Here is a 20,243-nt window from a genome sequence, read left to right as displayed (position 1 = left end):
ACAAACGTTTTTTAGGGGACGTTTGTTCTTTTTGTTGTAGTTCCGTTCTTTTATTTCACAAGCAATCTATGAAGAAAATAAATGGTGTTTGCAACTTGTAAACAAATAAATTTCATGACAAGTGTAACATTACGAGCAACTCTTTCTATTCAGTTTTTATATTGGATATTCATTCAACCAAATTAGCGCTTGTTCATAATCATCAAAAAACTCCACGGATTCTTTTGTATTGGATTGTTGTAAATACTTCAGTATCTCTCCTTCTTCAAGAAGAAATGCAATTGCCTTACTATGATTCAAAATGGTTTCATTGAAGAACTTATCTTTCCATACTTTTTGAACAGAAAAATGATTTGGGGTATACCCTTTTCTATCCACCAACAATTTGTATTTCCGACCCTCAGAAATAAATTGCTGACAAACCTGCTCAAAATCATTAAACCATTCATACACATCCTCTGTATTAATCTGGCCAATTAGATGGGTAACAATCAAATCTCCTGAAACTATTGTGCTGATATTCTGTTTACTCAACTTTTAATCATCTCCCTTAGTGGCAATTATGCATAAAATTCTTACTTGACACTCCCACCCCATCGCTATCACCCTAAGCTCATATAACTTTAATTATAAGCGAGATTGTGTCTTTTTTTCGCAAGTCTATATGCAAATGCTTTAAAGATTTTCATACGAAATAACCCGTAACGAGTTTCCTTTTTTTGAATTAAGCCACTTGATTATCAGACACGGTACAATTGTAAACCCTCCCCAATATATCATAGACTGTTTTCTTCTCATATCGATTGGATTTCCGTCCATCATTTACCGCCTCAAATCTATTCGTTTTTGCACGTATATTCAAAACAAAATATATGACAAATAAATAACGACAGTTACTGTAATAATGCTGAAAAGTGTTGAAAATAAAACGATTTGTGCATGTAATTCAGGCTCTATTTGATATTCCATAGCAATGGTTGATGTATTTCTTGAAGTAGGAAAAGAACTTGCAATAAATAACGATTGTGCAACAATACCATCGATGTTTAGTATGTATATTACAGCAAGTGCTAATAATGGTCCCATCAGTAACCTTCCAATTAAAGCCCATGTTATGACTCGATGGAAAAAATTAAGTTTAATGTTGGATAATTGCGCCCCTAGCAATATGAGTGCTATTGCAACAAAACCATTCGCAAGCTGATTAAGAGGTAGCAAGATAGAATTAGGTATTTGAATTTTAAAAGATTGAAAGAGAACCCCTAATACGAGCGCATGAAATACAGGCAGTCTTAGAAATGATTGAATAATACCTCCGATTGTTTTTGTTGCTGATAGTAAGTTATATATCCCATATGAATAAGTTAAAAGATTCTGGAAAATCACAATAAAAATCTGAATGGAGACCCCCACTGGATTGTGACTGAAAATCAATTGACTTACTGGTAACCCATAATTACCGGAATTCATTAACGAAATGCTATTTTTTAGAGCTGCACTTTCTCCTTTTTCTAACTTTAATGTTTTTGAAATGAAATGACTTACTATGATCAGACTCAGACTATAAAGCATTAAATAGTATATTATTTGGAGCAACAAACCTGTCTCTATACTAATATCATATATATTCACAAATACAGCCGCTGGCATTAAGCAATAAGTAATAAGTGTAGAAAGCTGCTTTAAGTTAAATTGGAACTTTCTTTGTAAGATTGCACCAATCAGCATTAATATTAATATTGGTAATATTACGTCTAGTATAATAAAAACAAACATTTAAAACCTCATTCTAAATATATTTTAGTTGGATTAAACACTTTACTAAATATGAATCACATTTAATTAGTCGGAAACCCCTTCAATTCCCAATAATCAGAAAACTTAAACCGATAATATGAAAATGTGCATCAAAAATTCTTATTTCATTTCTCCTCTCCTCTCTTTTCTTTAACATACCAAATATAACTCATAAAGAAAATTATGGATTATTTATACAAATTCATAATTTTATCTTATTGACCTAAACTATCTTCTTTATTTTAAGTATACTTTTTCACAATATCCATTAACCTTACCAAAAAATTTGGCCCTAAAAAAATCTGATAATGCAGTTACTATGCGAAGGATACTTGCATCAATCCTATACTTGTCGCTTAAACTACCTAACACACCTGATACTTGTTTATCTTGAGTGGACTTATATTTTTTTCATCTAAACATCCCGATTCAATTAAATATTTGCATTCTAAAAATGAGTTCGATCTTTAGAATAGATTTAAGATTTCCTTAACTAATCTGCCCTTTAATTGAATAACTTTTGACATCTTCATTTTAAAAGCACATTCTTATAGAAAATAAGCGTTTATTGAGAGATCAATAAAAACATGTTGAAGCCTATTACTAAAAGAACCATCCCAAAATACTTTGGGATGGTTCTTTTTCCTTATTAATGATTCTTTAACATCACTAACAGCTTTTCTTGACTATACATCCACACTGTAATGATTAAACAAGCAAGTGCGACTTCTGATAATGCCATAAATCCAATTGCATAATGGCCTGTTAGTTGGAATAGTAATGTTAAAATTAGGGGCGGGAAGAACCCTCCTAGTCCACCTAAAGCTGAAACGAGTCCATTTACAATACCTGCTTGTTCTGAGAAGTACATTGGAACGAGTTTAAAGATTGTACCATTACCAATGCCTGCACAAAATGCGACTAGTAAGCAACCAAATGTATACACGTTCATACTAGGCATGAATGATAAAATAATACCTGAAAGTGTTAAACCGATAAATACGAAGATTAATATTTTAAATGGATTAAACTTATCGCCGAGCCAACCACCAATCGGACGCATAATTGTTGCGAGTACGATGAATCCTGCAGTTCGCATACCAGCATCTACTTTCTCTAATCCGAAGTGAGATACTAAAAAGTTTGGTAAGTATACTGTAAATGCGACAAATGATCCGAATGTTAAAAAGTAAAAGATACATAAAAACCAAAGTTTCTCATTTTTATATACACCTTTTATTTGTTCCATTAATGGTGTATTCACCTTTTTCTCCTTACGATCACCTAATAAAAAGTTCATAAGTGCAAATGCTGCAAGTAAAACTAAATAACATTGTACTGTCGTTCTCCAGCCAACTGAAGTTGCGATAACAGGCGCTAAAAATGAAGTAATTGCTGTTCCGGCGTTACCGACACCGTAAATACCATTTACAAAACCATGACTCTCTTTCGGAAAGTATTTTGGTAAAGAAGTTACTCCTACAGAGAATACAGCACCACCGATTCCTACAAATAATCCACCAATAATTAAATCCATCATAGAATTGGCAACACTAATATAAAAGACAGGAAGTAATAATAGAATAAAACTAATAAAGAATAATTTTCTTGCTCCGAAACGATTTGTCCAATAACCAATTGGAATGCGAAGAACAGAACCTAAAATAACCGGTACTGCTGTTACTATAGAAATTTGCCCCGCAGTTAATGGGATATCCACTTTAATATAGGGCATTAATGATGATAAAATGACCCATACCATAAAACCTATAATTAGATTAGAAGTTTGTAAACTTAATTGAAAATTAGGACTTTTCATCCTGTTCCCTCCTATGTATGCATAGTTATATTCATTCTCTCCAGCCTAATCACGTCGTAACATGATTAGGTCGAAAAGAATCAACCACCACTTACTGGCGGAATCATCGCCACAGTATCACCAGTTTGAATGATGTCATTCTCATTTGCATACTCTTCATTTATAGCTACCATGATTTCATTTGAAATCGCTACGTTGTATTTCTTAATGAGTACCTTCTTTAGTTCAGCAACTGTAATATTTTCACAATCGATTTGTAATGCTGGCTTACTTACTTCTTCTTGTAAATGTGCAAATAATAGTACTTCAATCATATTCTCATCTCCTCTTCAGGTTCACCATTCTCATATGCTACATTCTCTAACTGATCACCAATCCATGATTCACCATCTTCCCAAAATTCTTTCTTCCAAATTGGAACGATTTGTTTTATACGCTCCATAATATATTCGTTCGCCTCATATGCAGCTTTCCGGTGTGGTGTAGAAACAGCGACGACAACAGCAAGATCAGAAATTTGTAATGTACCAATGCGATGTGTAATGGCGACAAATGTCCCAGGCCACCTCTCTCCTACTTCAGTACCAATTCTCTCAAGTTGTTTTTCTGCCATTGTTTTATATGCTACATACTCTAAATGTAGCGTACGACGCCCTTTCGTAAATGCTCTAACAGTACCAACGAAAGTAGTAACTGCGCCACACTCACGACGAATTACTTTGTTTGTAACTTCCTCAATTGAAATAGGTGTATCAATTACTTCATAATACGTTTGTATCATTTTGCACCTCTTATCTTTGTATAAGTTAGTAATCTATTTTTCTATTATTTGTATGATCGAAGTGGTTCTTCCCACGGCCACTCACTTCCAGCGTTTGATTCTAATAACAGTACCGAAACAGTTATTCCTGCTTCAAATCCTCTCGTTCCTCCTGGCAGGACGATAAATGCGTTCGCCTCTGCAAGTGAAGAAATTGCACTAGATTTATCTAAACCAACTGGTGTAACTTGTAATTGACCATCTACAAATTCCACTCTCCCTCTTACAAAACGAGTAAACGGATTTGCTTTCGGAAAGTCTTTTTGTAATATTGCCTCTGCACGAAATACGTGCGGATTTTTCTTATACAAGTATGTTCGAATAACTGGCTGAACAAATAATTCACAACCGACATAGCAAGCAGAAGGATTACCAGATAAACCAAATAGTAGTTTTCCTTCTACCTCAGCTACAGTTGTCACACTTCCTGGTCGCATCGCTATTTTGTTAAAAAGTACATTAGCTTGTAACCTCTTATGAATAGCAGGTAAATAGTCATAATCTCCTACCGAAACGCCACCAGTTGTAATTAAAATATCGACTTCTTTCATCGCTTTTTTTACAGTGTTATAACACGTCTCTAAATCGTCAGCGAATTGCCCATAATACTGTACAACTCCGCCGGCTCGTTCAATTTGAGCAGCAATCATATAAGAGTTACTATTTCGAATCTTCCCTGGCTTTAATTGTTCATGTACTTCAAGCAGTTCACTTCCTGTCGTTACAATTCCAATGACTGGCTGTTTTACAACATATACCGTACTATAACCAAACGTAGCAAGAAGCGCTGCTACTCCAGGATTAATAACAGTCCCTTTTTTCACAAGGATGCTATTTTGGTTTACATCTTCTCCTTTAAAAGAAATGTTATCGCCAGAAGAGAAAGAGCGTTTTAATACCATATAAATCTTTTCGTTTTCTTCAAATCCTTCCGTTAGCTCTAACATAACAACCGCATTACACCCTTCCGGAATTGCGGCACCTGTCATAATACGGACAGCTTGAAATTCTTTCACTTCTTCTGTAAAAACAAAGCCTGCTCCAATTTCGCCAATTACTTCAAACTGAATGGGGTTACTACTACTCGCTTCTTTTGTATCTTCCGCTCGAATCGCAAACCCGTCGTACGGAGAGCGATCAAAATGCGGAACATCATGATCTGCAATAACATCTTCTCCAAGTGTTCTACCGTAGCTTTCTATAAGAGAAACCTTTTCCATTTCACCTTGGTAGGCATATTTCATTACACGAGCAACTGCTTCTGCTACTGGAATTGGTATACGTTTATCTAACATTCTTTTTTCACCTCGTTTTAATAAGGAAAAAACGATTTTTCTGTTCACCCTATATACTTGGCGTATAATCGTTTTGCTATTTTCACATCATTTGTCCCATGAATAAATGCCCTACCGTCTATAAATAAAACAAAACGATATTCATCAACTAGAAATGATAGTAAGTAAGGCGTTTTTTTGACATGTACACTTTTTTGTAATCGTTTTTGAATTTCGGTTAAATTAAGATTTCTCTTTATTCCTGAACGGATTTGAACTGTATTCCGTCCGCATAACACTTCCGTTTTCATTTGCGCTTCAAATATTAAGCTTGGATACGTTCGTGATTTCCCACAAGAAGGACATGTACTTTTCTTCTGTCTATTTACTTTTAATGAGAGATATTGATTGTTCCAAATATCAAATGACAACATCGTCCCTCTTAATGATTCATAATCATCCACCAATATTTTCATCGCCTCTGTAACTTGGTGAGCAACAACCATTTGTACAGCTGGCTGAATGATTCCGGCTGTATCGCATGTTGCACCGCCCATAGGATGATCCATTAGACAGCGAAAACATGGTGTTTTCCCAGGAAGAATTGTATACGTTACACCGTAACTCCCAATGCATCCGCCATATATCCAAGGTATATTTTCTTTTTGTGAAATGTCATTTATAAGTAGACGCGTATCGAAATTGTCAGTCGCATCTAATATGAGATCCACATCTTTTGTTAACTCTTCTATTTCTCGCATTGTGACATCTGTTACAACTGGTACAATTTCCACTTCAGAATTAATCTTTCTTACATGTTCTGCTGCTGCAATTGCTTTTGGTTTACACTGCTGCGCATCTTCTTCTGTATATAACTGCTGCCGCTGTAAATTACTCCATTCGACGTAGTCACGATCAGCAATTGTCAATTTCCCAATTCCCATCCTAGCAAGTGCTTCTGCATTCGCAGCTCCTAGCGCACCCGCACCGATTAGGAGCACATGCTTTTCTCTTATTTTTCTTTGTCCCATTTCACCAATTCCAGAAAACAACACTTGTCTTGAATAACGCTCTTGCATAAGAAATCCTCCTTTCACTATCCACCAATGTAAGACATTTCAACTTTTGGACGTTTACTTGTATTCTCAACCGTTCTTTCATCTGAATATCGATCTGTTCTATATCGCCATGTATCATTTAAAATTTTTAATAGTGATGCATCAGAAATATTTTCTCGAAGAAGCGTTCGCAAATCCGTTCCTTTCGCTCCAAATAGGCATGTGAAAAACTTGCCGTCTGCCGAAATACGAGCTCTCGTACAAGAAGAACAAAATGACTCAGAAACAGAAGTAATAAATCCAACTTCTGCATTACTCCCTACATATCGATACAATTTCGCAACCTCTCCAAAATAACGAGGCTGAGCGGGCTCAATTGGATATACACGATTAATTTTCTCTATTAATTGTTCCTTCGTAATGACTTCTTCAAAATTCCATCCGTTTGTACTGCCTACATCCATAAACTCAATGAAACGGAGCTGAATTTCTTTTTCTTTAAAATAACGCGCCATATGAAGAATTTGACTATCATTCATCCCTTTTTTTACGACCATATTTACCTTTACTTCTAATCCAGCAGCATTTGCTGCTTCTATTCCTTTCAGTACAGGTTTTGTACTTACATTTCTTCCGTTAATTTTTTTGAAGACATGGTCCTCTATCGCATCTAAACTAATATTTACACGTTTTAATCCCGCGTCTTTTAGCGCCTTAGCTTGTTTTGCTAAATGAATTCCGTTTGTTGTGAGTCCAATATCTTTTAAGCCTTCTAGATTTGTAAGTCTTGCAATTAACTTCGGTAAGTCTTTACGCAATAAAGGTTCACCGCCAGTAAGCCTAATTTTATTAACTCCCATACTTATAAATAATCTCGCTAACCTTTCTATTTCATTAAATGTTAATAAACACTCTTCCTGTAAAAAAGCATAATCAGGTCCGAACACTTCAGCAGGCATACAATATATGCACCTAAAATTACAACGATCAATAACTGAAATGCGTAAATCTTGAAGTGGCCGCTTTAAAGAATCTTTCATATTCTCGTGCATCTCTATCCCTTCTTTTCTGCTGCAATCCTTAGTAAGCTTTCATTTTTTTATTTGCCTTCATTATAAAAAAGAAGCTACATATTCAATGTGACTTTTCTCACATCACTTTCCCCATTCAAAAAATTTTCACAAATCCGTTCGCATTTTGTTCACATCTTTAGCCACTCCTCCTTACGGTCATTGAAATTTCAGTTTATTTTTAAATAGCTCTTGCATTTTCATCATACTTACACTCAAAATAGGAAATGTATTGCTTATAAGAAGAAAGGTGATCACTGTGGCAAACAGTATGACATTATCTCAAGATTTAAAAGAATTACTTGCATCTGTTGAATATAAAATGCAGATAAAAAAAGGTAGTTTTATTTTTCAAGAAGGTATGGAGGCAACAGAACTCTATATCATTCACTCAGGGAAAGTACAAATTAGTAAACTTAGTGCTGACGGACAAGAATTAACACTTCGAATTTGTTCGGAATATGACATTATTGGAGAATTAACATTGTTCACAGATAATGCAAAATATTTATTAAACTCAAAATGTCTTGAAGATGTTGAAGTAGGTGTAATAAAACGTGAAGCGTTAGAAAAAGCATTACTCCAAAAACCCGCTCTTGTATTTGAATTTATGAAATGGATTAGTGAACATTTAAGAAGAATGCAAACGAAGTTCCGAGATTTAGTATTACACGGCAAAAAAGGTGCCCTGTACTCTACTCTTATACGAATGACAAATAGTTACGGTGTATTAAAAGAAAATGGTATTCTCATCGATTTACCATTAACGAATCAAGAACTCGCTAATTTCTGTGCAACTTCACGTGAAAGTGTAAATCGAATGTTAAATGAATTAAAAAAGCAAGGTACAATTTCAATTCATAAAGGAAAGATTACAATCCACGATTTACAATTTTTAAAATGTGAAATTGCTTGTGAAGATTGCTCTGCTTCTGTTTGTAGCATTGATTAGCATCTTATTTAGATGCTAATCTTTTTTCAATTTAAACTACTTATTAACGTTTATTCCCTATGTAAACAAAAACGAGGCCTTCCATATTAGACCTCGTTTCGTTTTAACCATTAGCTCCTATCCGTTTACAGCAGTATTATTTTTTCAACTCATTAGGAATACGTCTTCTGTAAATCACATAACTACGGCTTACATATTTAATTGGGGCACTAAATACATGTACAAGTCTTGTAAATGGCCACACCGCGAAAAGCCCCATCCCTGCGAGAATGTGAATTTTAAACCATACTGGTACTTCCATCATATATTCAACTTTCGGTTGGAAAATAAAGAGACTTCGGAACCAAGGGCCAATCGTTGTACGATAATCAAATCCTTTTGAATCGATATTTAAAAATGTTGAAGAAAGTCCTGCTAGCATTACGATAAGTAATAAAATAAGCGCAATATAATCTCCCTTTGTACTCGTTGCAATGATACGCTTTACTGTTACACGGCGGTACGTTAATATAATTAAACCGATAATAGAAGCAACACCTGCCGGAAGCCCAAAACTAATTGCTACTACATGATACATATGCTCAGAAATACCTATTGAACGATATACAGCTTCTGGAATTAAAATCCCCAAAACATGGCCGCCAATTACGAACATGATCCCAAAGTGGAATAATAGACTTCCGAGTCGGAGCATTTTCTTTTCTAATAGTTCACTAGATTTTGATGTCCATCCAAATTGATCATAGTTGTATCTAAAAATATGTCCACCGATAAAGATTGCAAAAATGATATAGGGAAACAATACCCATAGAAATTGATCCATCATTTTGACAACGCTCCTTTCTAATTTGTCTGTACACCCCATGTTTCGATAGCGAGTAGCACAGACGCAAGAATTGGTTCATACATACTACCCGCTTCTTTTAATTGAACGTGTAATGCTTGTATATTTTCCGTGTATTTACTCATAATTGGTTCACTGTCTTGCTCATTTGCATTTGCAAAAAACTCAAGTAAAAGTGGTAAATAGTCAGGTAGTTCTTTATCTGTTACGCTAAAACCTGATTTTTTATAATGTTGTTTTAACTCTAGTAATTCAATACCTCTTTCTCGTTGTTCACCATTGTTCATATAAGTAAGATACATATTTGTTTTCTTACCAAAATCGAATGTATATACGTAACTATCAATGAGTTGATCATTCGTTTTATCTAGCACTTGCTTTATAAAGGCTGTAAGTGACGCTTTAACGTCTTCCTGTTCTATTGTTTCAACCTCTTCTTGCAATTCAGTTAAAGCTTCTCTCCACCCTAGTTCAGGATAGGAGAGAAGAAAAGAAGAACAAGAAAAAGCTGTTTGTAAACTTTGTCTCATAATTTTCTGCCCCCTTTATTTAAGAAATTGTCATACAAGAGCCTGGACCACCTGTGAATGATAAACCACAGCTTCCTTGTTCGCTATATAAATCTGCCACTTGTTCACGGTGAGATGTCGGGATAACGAAGCGATCTTTATATTTCGCGATGGCAAGAAGACGATACATATCTTCTACATCCTGTTTCGTTAAACCAAGTTCTTTTAATACAGCTTCATTTGGCTCTTTATTAATTTGCAGTGCTCTCATATGTGTTCGCATAACAGCCATTTTTTTCAATGTAAGACGAATGTGTGATTCATCCCCTGCAGTGAGTAAATTCGCTAAATATTGAATTGGAATACGCATATTATCAATTGCAGGGAAAACCTCTTCTGCTTGCCAGTTACTACCTTTCCCTTCCACCATGTTCATAATTGGGCTAAGCGGAGGGATATACCAAACCATCGGCATTGTACGATACTCCGGGTGAAGAGGCAGAGCAATTTTCCAATCGATAATCATTTTATAGATAGGTGACTGTTGTGCTGCTTTAATCCATTCTTCAGGAATGCCTTGTTTTTTCGCTTCAGCTGCTATTTCTGGATCATTTGGATCTAGGAAAACAGTAAGCTGAGATTCATATAAATCTTTTTCGTCTTCAACAGAAGCTGCTTCTTTTACTTTGTCAGCGTCATATAGCATTACTCCAATATATCTGATACGTCCTACACATGTTTCTGAACAAATTGTTGGCATACCAGCTTCAATACGTGGGAAGCACATTGTACATTTTTCAGCTTTATTCGTTTGCCAGTTAAAATACACTTTTTTATATGGACAAGATGATACGCAGAATCTCCATGCGCGACATGCATTTTGATCTACAAGAACAATTCCATCTTCTTCACGCTTATACATCGCACCAGATGGACAAGATGATACGCAAGATGGATTCATACAATGTTCACATATGCGTGGTAAATACATCATAAAGACGTTTTCAAAATCTGTTTTAATTTCTTCTTCCATTTTCTTTACGTTTGGATCTTGCAATCCAGTTATATGTCCGCCTGCTAAGTCATCTTCCCAGTTTGGACCCCATTCAATTTTGTCGATAAATTCGCCTGTAATTGCTGATTTCGGACGAGCAACTGGCTGATGCTTACGCTGCGGACTATTTGTTAACGTTTCATAATCATAGTTCCAAGGTTCAAAGTAATCATCAATCGTTGGTTGATCTGGATTGTAGAAAATATTCATAAGACGTTTCATTTTCGAACCGGATTTTAGCTGAATTTCACCATTTTTCAATTCCCAGCCGCCTTTATATTTCTCCTGATCTTCCCATTGTTTCGGATAACCAATACCTGGTTTCGTTTCTACGTTATTGAAATACATATATTCAGCACCTGGACGATTTGTCCAGGTGTTTTTGCATGTTACGCTACAAGTATGACAGCCGATGCATTTATCTAGGTTCATTACCATTCCGACTTGTGCTTTAATCTTCAAGCCAATCTACCTCCTTCAGTTTGCGAATTACAACGTTTAAGTCGCGCTGGTTCCCAGTTGGACCATAATAGTTAAATCCATAACTTAATTGACCATATCCACCAATCATATGTGTCGGTTTTACGTGAATTCGAGTTGGACTATTATGCGTTCCCCCGCGATTACTTGTTAATTTCGTACCAGGTACGTTAATGTGACGATCTTGCGCATGATGCATAAATGCCATTCCTCTCGGTATACGGTGCGTTACAACAGCACGCGCTACAACAACACCGTTACGATTAAAGCACTCAATCCAATCATTATCTGCAACACCCGCTTCAGCAGCGTCCTCTTTATTCATCCAAACAGTTGGACCACCTCTAAATAGCGTTAACATCGGTAATGAATCGAAGTACATACTATGAATCGACCACTTATTATGCGGTGTTAAATAGTTTAATGTAATTTCTTTCCCTTCTACTTCAGGTCGTGATTTACGGAACGGTTTATGTTGCAGAATTGGTTTAAATGTTGCCATCGTTTCACCAAATTCTTTCATCATGTCATGGTCTAAGTAGAAAGATTGTCGACCAGTTATCGTTCTCCAAGGAATGAGACGTTCCACATTTGTTGTAAACGGTGAGTAACGTCGTCCACCTTTTTCTGAACCTGTAAAGGCCGGAGAAGTAATTACTGTTTTCGGTTGTGCTGTAATTTGTTCGAATGTAAAGCATTCTTCTTCACGTTCTTCTGCTAAATCACGTAGTTTTAAATCTGTTTGTTTTTCAAGTGCTTCCCATGCTTTTACTGCCATATGACCGTTTGTTGTAGAAGATAGTGTTAATACCGCTTCAGCAGCATTGATTGCTTCTTTGATGTCTGGACAACCTTTCGCGATAGAATCCGTTCGAACGACTCCTAATTTGCTCTTTAATTGCTCATACTCTTTTTCTGCTGACCAAGAGATCCCTTTCGTACCAATCGGTTGTTTTCCGGCATTTGGTCCAAGCGCAGTCATTTTGTCATAAATCGTTTTATAATCCCTTTCAACAACGTGAATTTGTGGCATCGTCTTACCCGGGATTGGTTCACATTCACCTTTACTCCAATCTTTAATCTTGCCAAGTGGTTGCGCTAATTCTTGCGGTGTATCATGAAGAAGTGGTGTTGCAACAACTTCTTTCATTGGTTCAAGATCAATTTTCTTCGCTAAATCTGACACAGCTTTAGAAAGTGAAGTGAAAATATCCCAGTCAGAGCGCGCTTCCCACGGTGAACCGATTGCCGGATTAAATGGATGTACAAATGGATGCATATCTGTACTGCTTAAATCGTGTTTTTCGTACCAAGTTGAAGCAGGTAAGACGATATCAGAATACAGTGCTGTTCCAGCCATACGGAAATCTAAATTAATGAGTAAATCAAGCTTTCCTTCTGGCGCTTCTTCATGCCACTTTATTTCTTCTGGTCGTAATGAATCACTGTCGTCATTCATTAACCCGTTTGTTGTACCTAATAAATGTTTTAAGAAATATTCATGTCCTTTACCAGAACTCGAAATTAAATTCGCACGCCATACGAATAAGTTGCGCGGGAAGTTGTTTTTGTTATCTGGATCTTCAATCGCAAATTTCAGTTCTTTTTCTTTTAATTTTTGTGCAACATATTTTCCGATTTCTTCTTGCGTTGTTGCACCAGCAGCAACAGCCTCTTTATATAATTCAATTCCATTTTTCTCGAATGTTGGATAAGAAGGTAACCAGCCAAGTCGTGCGGCTAATACGTTGTAATCACCGTGATGTTGATAACGAGAGTTACCTTCAACTGGTGACGCTAAATGTCCAACAGGTGTATCTTCATAACGCCATTGATCTGTTACGAAATAGAAGAAGGATGTACCGTTTTGTAATTTCGGTGGACCTTGCCAATCTTTTGCCATCGCGATTGTTTGCCATCCTTCTGCTGGTCTTAATTTTTCTTGACCAACATAATGAGCCCAACCACCCCCGTTTACACCTTGTGCTCCAACGAGAAGAACAAGATTTAAAACGGCGCGATAAATCGTATCAGAGTTAAACCAATGGTTAATACCCGCTCCGACAATTATCATTGAGCGACCATTCGTATCAACAGCATTTTGTGCGAACTCACGAGCGATTTGAATAATAAGCTCACGTTTTACTCCTGTCATTTTCTCTTGCCATGCAGGTGTAAACGGTATATCATCATTGAAGTCTTTCGGTTCTTGTCCGCCAAGCCCTCGGTTCACACCGTAATTTGCTAACGTTAAGTCGTATACAGTTGTAACGAACATTTCGCCCTCTTCTGTCATAACCTTTTTCACTGGAATCGTACGTTCTAATACTTTGTTTCCATCATCAGAGAAGTACGGAATTTGTACAGTTCCAATCGCTTCTTCCATTCCAAGTAAAGAAAGACGTGGATCAATCTTTTCACCTGTTTCTTCATCTTCTAAACGCAAGTTCCATTTCTTTTCATTATCCCAACGTGACCCCATTGTGCCGTGAGGTGTTGCAAAATCATTCGTATTCTCGTTCCAAAGAACAGGTTTCCATTCCCCTAACTTCGTTTCTCGTCCAATATCAGAAGCATTTAAGAACCGATCAGCAACGAATTGATCTCCTTTTTGTTTCAATGTGACAAAGAAAGGAAAATCAGTATATTGCTTCGCATACTTTGTGAAATATTCCACTTGATTATCTACGTAAAATTCTTGTAAGATTACGTGCCCCATTGCCATCGCAAGTGCACCGTCTGTACCTTGTTTCACACTAATCCAATCATCCGCAAACTTTGTTGATTCAGCGAAATCAGGACTGACAGAAACAACTTTCGTTCCTTTATATCGAACCTCTGCTAAAAAGTGTGCATCTGGTGTTCTCGTCATTGGTACATTTGAACCCCATGTCATAATGTAACCAGAGTTATACCAGTCACTACTTTCTGGTACATCTGTTTGATCACCCCAAATTTGAGGAGAAGCTGGTGGTAAATCCGCATACCAATCATAGAAGCTAAGCATCGGTCCACCCATAAGTTGCATAAAGCGACTACCAGCAGCATGACTTAGCATCGACATAGCTGGAATTGGTGAAAAGCCAACATTTCGGTCTGGACCGTATTTCATTACTGTGTACAGTAATGAAGCTGAAACGAGTTGTAACACTTCATCCCAATTCGCACGAATGAATCCCCCTTTACCACGCGCCTGCTTATACGTACGTGCCTTTTCACGGTTTTCCACAATGCTTTTCCAAGCCTCTAATGGTGACTCGTTATTTTGCAATTCTTCTTGCCACATATTCCAAAGAACACCACGTACATACGGGTATTTCACACGAAGTGGACTATAAATGTACCAAGAAAAACTTGCTCCACGTGGGCATCCTCGCGGTTCAAAATCTGGCATATCAGGACCTGTAGTCGGATAGTTAAGCTCCTGCCCTTCCCAAGTTACAATTCCATCTTTCACATATATATTCCAGCTACATGAACCAGTACAGTTCACGCCGTGTGTAGAACGAATTACTTTATCATGCTGCCAACGCTTTCTGTACACATTTTCCCATTCGCGATCTTCATATGTTTCTTGTGTATGATTATCGTTATAACGATCTATTGGTGAAAAATATTTTAAACGTCTCATTAGTGCTGAAGTTTTTTTCTTCATACTGTTCACTCCTTTAATACGTCTCTCTTACATACCCTTACTATAAGAGAGGTTGTAAAATACAGATGTGACATTTCGCACAGTTCAAGAGATTGTCAAAAATTTATTAGAGAATAAGTTTGTGAGAAAACCTTTTGTTCCGTTGTGAAGGTTATGGTTAATCGTGATTATTAGGAGAATGGTATTTTGAGGTATCGACTATTTTGCAAAAGAAAAAGAGTTTTGATATTATTTCAAAACTGCTATAAGGAAAAGAGTATAAATTGTATGTAAAAAAATTTTTCCCAATGTTATTATTTTATATCGAGTCTGATTTTACATAAAACTACAAATCATTATTTACTGTATTGCCCTTAGTTACGGAAACAATTATACTAGATATAATCAAAATAAATAATCTGAATATTCTCAGAATTAAAGGTAGAAGTTTTACTATCTACAAATAGAATTAGAAATATGTCCACTAAATAGATTAGAAAACGATAATAACATTAGGAGGATTACGATGCCCCAGCTTGATTCATTACATCCCACTGTAGAAAAAATAATCAATAATATTGAAAAAATAATGGTCGGAAAACGAAAAGAAACCATCTTAGTTTTGACAGCTCTCTTAGCTGAAGGTCATGTGCTATTAGAAGATGTTCCTGGTGTCGGAAAAACAATGCTAGTACGTGCTCTTTCTAAATCCATTGATGCTGATTATAAGCGAATTCAATTTACACCTGATTTATTGCCGTCAGATGTAACAGGAGTTTCTATTTATAATCCGAAAGAGCTCCAATTTGAGTTCAAGCCTGGACCAATTATGGGGAATCTTGTACTTGCTGATGAAATTAATCGTACATCTCCAAAGACACAATCTGCTTTACTTGAATGTATGGAAGAAGGCAATATTACAATAGATGGTATTACAAGACCTTTACCAAAGCCGTTCTTTGTCATGGCTACACAAAATCCGGTCGAATATGAAGGAACATATTCTCTACCAGAAGCTCAGCTCGATCGTTTCTTATTGAAACTAAAAATGGGATATCCTACACCAGAAGAAGAATTTGAAATTTTAAACCGGATGGAAAAAACAAATCCACTCTCTCAATTACAGACCATTACTACAATACAAGAATTAATTTATTTACAACAAAGCGTACGGGTAGTATGTATGGACAAAGCAATTAAGCATTACATTGTAAAGCTTGTTAATCAGACTCGTACGTACAGTTCTATACAGTTAGGTGCAAGTCCACGTGGTTCGATTGCTTTAATGAAAGCTTCACAAGCTTATGCATTTATCCATGGCAGGAATTATGTTATTCCAGACGATGTTAAACTTTTAGCCCCTTACGTTTTAGCACATAGACTCATTATAAAAATGGAAGCAAAATTTGAAGGAATAACTGGCGAACAAGTTATCGCAAAAATCGTTGCACGAACTACCGTGCCTACTCAAAGGACAATGAACCCTTGATGAAACGAATGCTGCGAGCGCTATATCACGTTATGAAGTTATTGCTACTCCCTTTATGCCTAGTCTTAACATTTGTGTACGCTATGTTTCAAGGAGGGTTTGTCAGTTGGTTTTTATTTTACAGCATAATTCCCATTGCTCTTTATTCACTACTACTCCCCTTCTACGCTTTACGGGACGCTGAAGTAAAGCGTATAACAAACCAAAATGGATATGTAGTAGGAGAACAATTTGTAAGCACGATTACAATAAAAAGAAAATTTCCTTTTCCCTTACTTTATTTAGTTATAGAAGATGAACTGCCACCACAATTTATAAGTTGTAAACAAATAAAGATGAATAAGGTAGTACTCTTCCCAGGATTGAAACGAAATATTTCGTTTCAATATGTTATTGACACAATCCCTAGAGGCGAGCACACTTTTTCAAGCGTTCGTGTCAAAACTGGCGATTTATTCGGCATGATGGAGAAAGAAGTAACTTTTTCAGTTCCAAATACATTTTTAGTCTATCCTCAGTATGTAGATATAGCGTATCGACAATTGGAAAATCATTTCGAACAAGGAGCGCTTTCAGCAAATATAAATTCAGCAAAAGACTCTACAATCTCGGTCGGTGTCAGAGACTATAAACCTGGCGATCGCTTTTCATGGATCGATTGGAAAGCAACTGCACGAACAAACAATATTATGACAAAAGAGTTTGAACAACAGCGCAGCCATAATATCATGATATTCATAGACAGAACCGAGTCTCCTCTATTCGAATCAGTCGTCACATTTACTGCCTCTATCGTAAGGGCTGTCTTGAAACAAAATTCACCAGCATCATTCGTGTCTATCGGAAAAGAACAAACTATTTTCCCTTTAGACAATGGAGATACGCAGTTACAACAAATCCTTTGTCATTTAGCAAAAGTACAAGCAGACAGTGTATTTCCGCTCTCCCAGAGTGTAGACATGGAACTAAGAAAAATTTATGAGCCCGTCACGGTTATACTCGTGACCAGTAATCTTTCTCCCGATATTCAAAAGGCGGCTGATTGTGCTGCTATAAGAAATAGAAAATGTATGGTTTTTGTCGTGAAAGAAAAAGCGAATCAACTTTCACACCGAGAACTCAGTATACTAGAAACTCTAAAAAAACGACAAATATTTGTAAACACGGTTTATGAAAACCGGTATACAAACGTGTTTTTTGAGGTGAGCAAATGATGATATTACAAGCAAAATACAAGTGGGATACGAACAGATTCTTCATGCATGCATGTGTATTTCTTCTTTTACTAGAATGGCTAAGACCTCTTATAGGTATTACAAATGTAGGTAGATTAGATATTTTCGTAACATTTATAGGAATTTGCTTCGCTCTCTCTTTTTTTCAAACGAGGTGGCAGATTCCTATAAAAATTGTCACAGTCTTATTTATCATTCATTCCCTATATTATAAAAATGCTTTTATAAATCCATCTTGGCTAACAACATTCTTTTCTGATATGTTTCGAAATTCCTCCCTGTTTTTCCAAGGGAATTTACTAGATATTTCTCCAGTTTTTCCGACGGTTTTATTTTTTCTCTCATTTTGGTTTTTGAGTTCTTTCACTTCATTTTGGATTATTCATAAAAAACGTGGGTTTCTATTCCTTGTATTGACTATTATTTATATCGCAACTTTTCATAACTTACATTTATACAATGCAAACTACGCTATTATTCGTACTGTTGTCATCGGCTTTTTTATGCTTAGTCTTCTTCAAGTAGAACGAATAAAAGAACGTGAACACTTACAAAATTATGCTAGAGAAATCTCAAAATTACTTAGACCACTTACAATATTTATCGTATTATTAGCAACCATTGCATACTTTGCTCCAAAATTTGGCCCTCAATGGCCAAACCCAATGGATTTTTTAAAATTCAACACATCTGAAGCAAGTAAAGAGCAAAAAGTTTCTACAATTGGGTATGGTTTAGATGACTCGCGATTAGGCGGTCCTTTTAAGGCGGATCCTACAATTGTTTTCACAGCACGAACGCAAAACAAACAATATTGGAGAGTAGAAACAAAAGATTTTTATACAGGAAAAGGCTGGGAAATTTCTGAAAATCCGAAAAAGATTTCTTTTAAAAATAAAAACGACGTCGTAAGCTGGTACGAACAAAATACAAAAATGAAAACGACTGAGGCAACAATTACCATGCAAAAAAGTTACCCTCATCTTACCTATCCAGCAGGATTAGTATCAGTTGAGGCTGCTTCTGATGTATCATACAGTGTTGACCCGTTTTCAGAAAAAATTTATACAATGAATGGAGACTCTTCTACTACTTTACATTCGTATAAAGTAACATATGAGATCCCTGAGTTTTCCATAGAAAACTTGAAAGCTGTAAAAACAAATGAAGGTCAAGAAACAAATCCTTATTTTATGACAAAGTACACACAACTTCCCAAGTCATTACCACAGCGCGTAAAAGACTTGGCTGTCAATCTTACAAATGATAAAGACAACCGATATGATAAAGTATTAGCTATTGAAAATTACTTTACAGACAACTCTTTTACATACGAATCAACGAATGTCTTATTCCCTGCCAAAAGCCAAGATTATGTAGATCAATTCCTTTTCGATACAAAAAGCGGCTACTGTAATAATTTTTCGACGTCTATGATTGTACTACTTCGTTCTGCCGGGATTCCTGCTCGCTGGGTAAAAGGCTATACAGAAGGAACTCTTGACAATACACTTGCCTCTGCAGAAGGTGAGGATGTTTATACAATCACGAACGATAACGCACACTCTTGGGTCGAAGTATATTTCCCAGGATACGGATGGATTCCATTCGAACCAACAAAAGGATTTACTAATCCCTATAATTTTATAAATAATACGCCTGCTCCTATTTCACAAAATAGCGAAGCAAATAATTCTAATAACACGCAAATACAACAACGAAATAATGAAGCAAAACTTAAAAGTTTAATAGAAAATACAGAAGAAGCTTCTACTAAAAAGGTCACAAATTCTCAAACTAGTTTTTCTTGGTGGTACGTATTCCTCTCTACGATACTAATTAGTATTATGGGATACATTCTCTTCACCACTAGAATGATATGGAGGACATTTCTTATTATTCATTTCTATAAATACCGAAAAGATGATGCTGTTTATCAAAAAGCTTACGGTGCACTTTTAAAACAATTTGCGAGAATTGGCATACCACGGGGTGAAAGTCAAACATTCCGAGAATACGCTCTCCATATCGATACACTTTACAACTCGGCCGATATGCAACAACTTACTGCCAGTTATGAGAACGCTATGTATAAACAGGGGCAGGCTGCAGCAGAATGGAAGAAATCCGTACACTTATGGGAAGTGCTTATGAAAAAAGCAGGTTCTCTACCTAAATCAGATGGCTTTGATACAGTTATTTAATCTT

At 36.1% G+C, this 20,243-nt stretch carries 16 protein-coding genes and 1 pseudogene; 4 read left to right on the top strand and 13 right to left on the bottom strand.

All coding sequences use genetic code 11. The features are described from left to right. Positions 1 to 156: 156 nt before the first annotated feature. From DN407_RS10215 to moaA, 9 genes and pseudogenes are all read right to left on the bottom strand, one after another. Positions 157 to 534: an STAS/SEC14 domain-containing protein gene (locus DN407_RS10215; protein ID WP_000043362.1), complete on the bottom strand. Its 378-nt coding sequence runs from the start codon at positions 532 to 534 to the stop codon at positions 157 to 159. A gap of 324 nt (positions 535 to 858) precedes the next feature. Continuing rightward, positions 859 to 1,776 (bottom strand): AEC family transporter, encoded by a 918-nt coding sequence (locus DN407_RS10210; protein ID WP_149216215.1) that lies wholly within the window; start codon positions 1,774 to 1,776, stop codon positions 859 to 861. A 303-nt stretch (positions 1,777 to 2,079) separates the two neighbouring features. Then, positions 2,080 to 2,208, bottom strand: a pseudogene (locus DN407_RS10200) (PspC domain-containing protein); the annotation flags it as partial. A gap of 238 nt (positions 2,209 to 2,446) precedes the next feature. Beyond that, on the bottom strand, positions 2,447 to 3,616 hold the full coding sequence (gene narK, locus DN407_RS10195) for a nitrate transporter NarK (protein ID WP_149216214.1): 1,170 nt from the start codon (positions 3,614 to 3,616) through the stop codon (positions 2,447 to 2,449). 80 nt (positions 3,617 to 3,696) lie between these two features. Continuing rightward, on the bottom strand, positions 3,697 to 3,930 hold the full coding sequence (gene moaD / locus DN407_RS10190) for a molybdopterin converting factor subunit 1 (RefSeq protein ID WP_000573682.1): 234 nt from the start codon (positions 3,928 to 3,930) through the stop codon (positions 3,697 to 3,699). Further along, positions 3,927 to 4,397, bottom strand: a complete 471-nt coding sequence (locus tag DN407_RS10185) for a molybdenum cofactor biosynthesis protein MoaE (protein ID WP_149216213.1) — start codon at positions 4,395 to 4,397, stop codon at positions 3,927 to 3,929. Before DN407_RS10185 ends, moaD begins: the two co-directional genes overlap by 4 nt. Positions 4,398 to 4,441: 44 nt before the next feature. Further along, positions 4,442 to 5,731, bottom strand: a complete 1,290-nt coding sequence (locus DN407_RS10180; RefSeq protein ID WP_149216212.1) for a molybdopterin molybdotransferase MoeA — start codon at positions 5,729 to 5,731, stop codon at positions 4,442 to 4,444. Between the two features lie 44 nt (positions 5,732 to 5,775). Beyond that, complete coding sequence (locus tag DN407_RS10175; protein ID WP_149216211.1) at positions 5,776 to 6,789, bottom strand: molybdopterin-synthase adenylyltransferase MoeB; 1,014 nt, start codon at positions 6,787 to 6,789, stop codon at positions 5,776 to 5,778. A 17-nt stretch (positions 6,790 to 6,806) separates the two neighbouring features. Continuing rightward, the gene (gene moaA, locus DN407_RS10170) at positions 6,807 to 7,820 is read right to left on the bottom strand and encodes a GTP 3',8-cyclase MoaA (protein WP_097796429.1); all 1,014 of its coding nucleotides are present in this window, start codon (positions 7,818 to 7,820) and stop codon (positions 6,807 to 6,809) included. A 277-nt stretch (positions 7,821 to 8,097) separates the two neighbouring features. On the opposite strand from moaA, the gene DN407_RS10165 reads away from it, so the two are divergent. Beyond that, the gene (locus DN407_RS10165) at positions 8,098 to 8,790 is read left to right on the top strand and encodes a Crp/Fnr family transcriptional regulator (RefSeq protein ID WP_000013866.1); all 693 of its coding nucleotides are present in this window, start codon (positions 8,098 to 8,100) and stop codon (positions 8,788 to 8,790) included. 136 nt (positions 8,791 to 8,926) lie between these two features. Here DN407_RS10165 and narI read toward each other — a convergent pair whose 3' ends face one another. From narI to DN407_RS10145, 4 genes are read right to left on the bottom strand one after another with little or no spacing between them, the layout of a single operon-like run. Then, entirely contained in the window at positions 8,927 to 9,616 is a 690-nt protein-coding gene (gene narI / locus DN407_RS10160) for a respiratory nitrate reductase subunit gamma (protein WP_149216210.1), read from the bottom strand. A 17-nt stretch (positions 9,617 to 9,633) separates the two neighbouring features. Then, positions 9,634 to 10,164 carry a nitrate reductase molybdenum cofactor assembly chaperone gene (gene narJ, locus DN407_RS10155; protein WP_098522132.1) on the bottom strand — a complete coding sequence of 177 codons (531 nt, stop codon included), beginning with the start codon at positions 10,162 to 10,164 and terminating at the stop codon, positions 9,634 to 9,636. A gap of 19 nt (positions 10,165 to 10,183) precedes the next feature. Then, the gene (gene narH / locus DN407_RS10150) at positions 10,184 to 11,659 is read right to left on the bottom strand and encodes a nitrate reductase subunit beta (protein WP_000692704.1); all 1,476 of its coding nucleotides are present in this window, start codon (positions 11,657 to 11,659) and stop codon (positions 10,184 to 10,186) included. Beyond that, a complete protein-coding gene (locus tag DN407_RS10145; protein ID WP_087967938.1) occupies positions 11,649 to 15,332 on the bottom strand; it encodes a nitrate reductase subunit alpha in 3,684 nt (1,227 codons plus the stop codon). Before DN407_RS10145 ends, narH begins: the two co-directional genes overlap by 11 nt. 505 nt (positions 15,333 to 15,837) lie before the next feature. Here DN407_RS10145 and DN407_RS10140 point away from each other — a divergent pair. Genes DN407_RS10140 through DN407_RS10130 form a run of 3 tightly spaced genes read left to right on the top strand, consistent with a single transcriptional unit; the run spans position 15,838 to position 20,239 of the window. After that, positions 15,838 to 16,800, top strand: coding sequence for an AAA family ATPase (locus tag DN407_RS10140; protein ID WP_098286133.1), 963 nt, complete (start codon positions 15,838 to 15,840; stop codon positions 16,798 to 16,800). Beyond that, entirely contained in the window at positions 16,800 to 18,014 is a 1,215-nt protein-coding gene (locus tag DN407_RS10135) for a DUF58 domain-containing protein (RefSeq protein WP_070180071.1), read from the top strand. The genes DN407_RS10140 and DN407_RS10135 overlap by 1 nt, the downstream gene beginning before the upstream one ends. Continuing rightward, positions 18,011 to 20,239, top strand: a complete 2,229-nt coding sequence (locus DN407_RS10130) for a transglutaminase TgpA family protein (protein WP_098286132.1) — start codon at positions 18,011 to 18,013, stop codon at positions 20,237 to 20,239. Before DN407_RS10135 ends, DN407_RS10130 begins: the two co-directional genes overlap by 4 nt. The last annotated feature ends 4 nt before the right edge of the window (positions 20,240 to 20,243 follow it).

This window comes from Bacillus sp. JAS24-2 (assembly GCF_008274905.1).
Lineage (GTDB): Bacteria > Bacillota > Bacilli > Bacillales > Bacillaceae_G > Bacillus_A > Bacillus_A cereus.
This window is presented reverse-complemented; position numbering and strand designations above follow the sequence as displayed.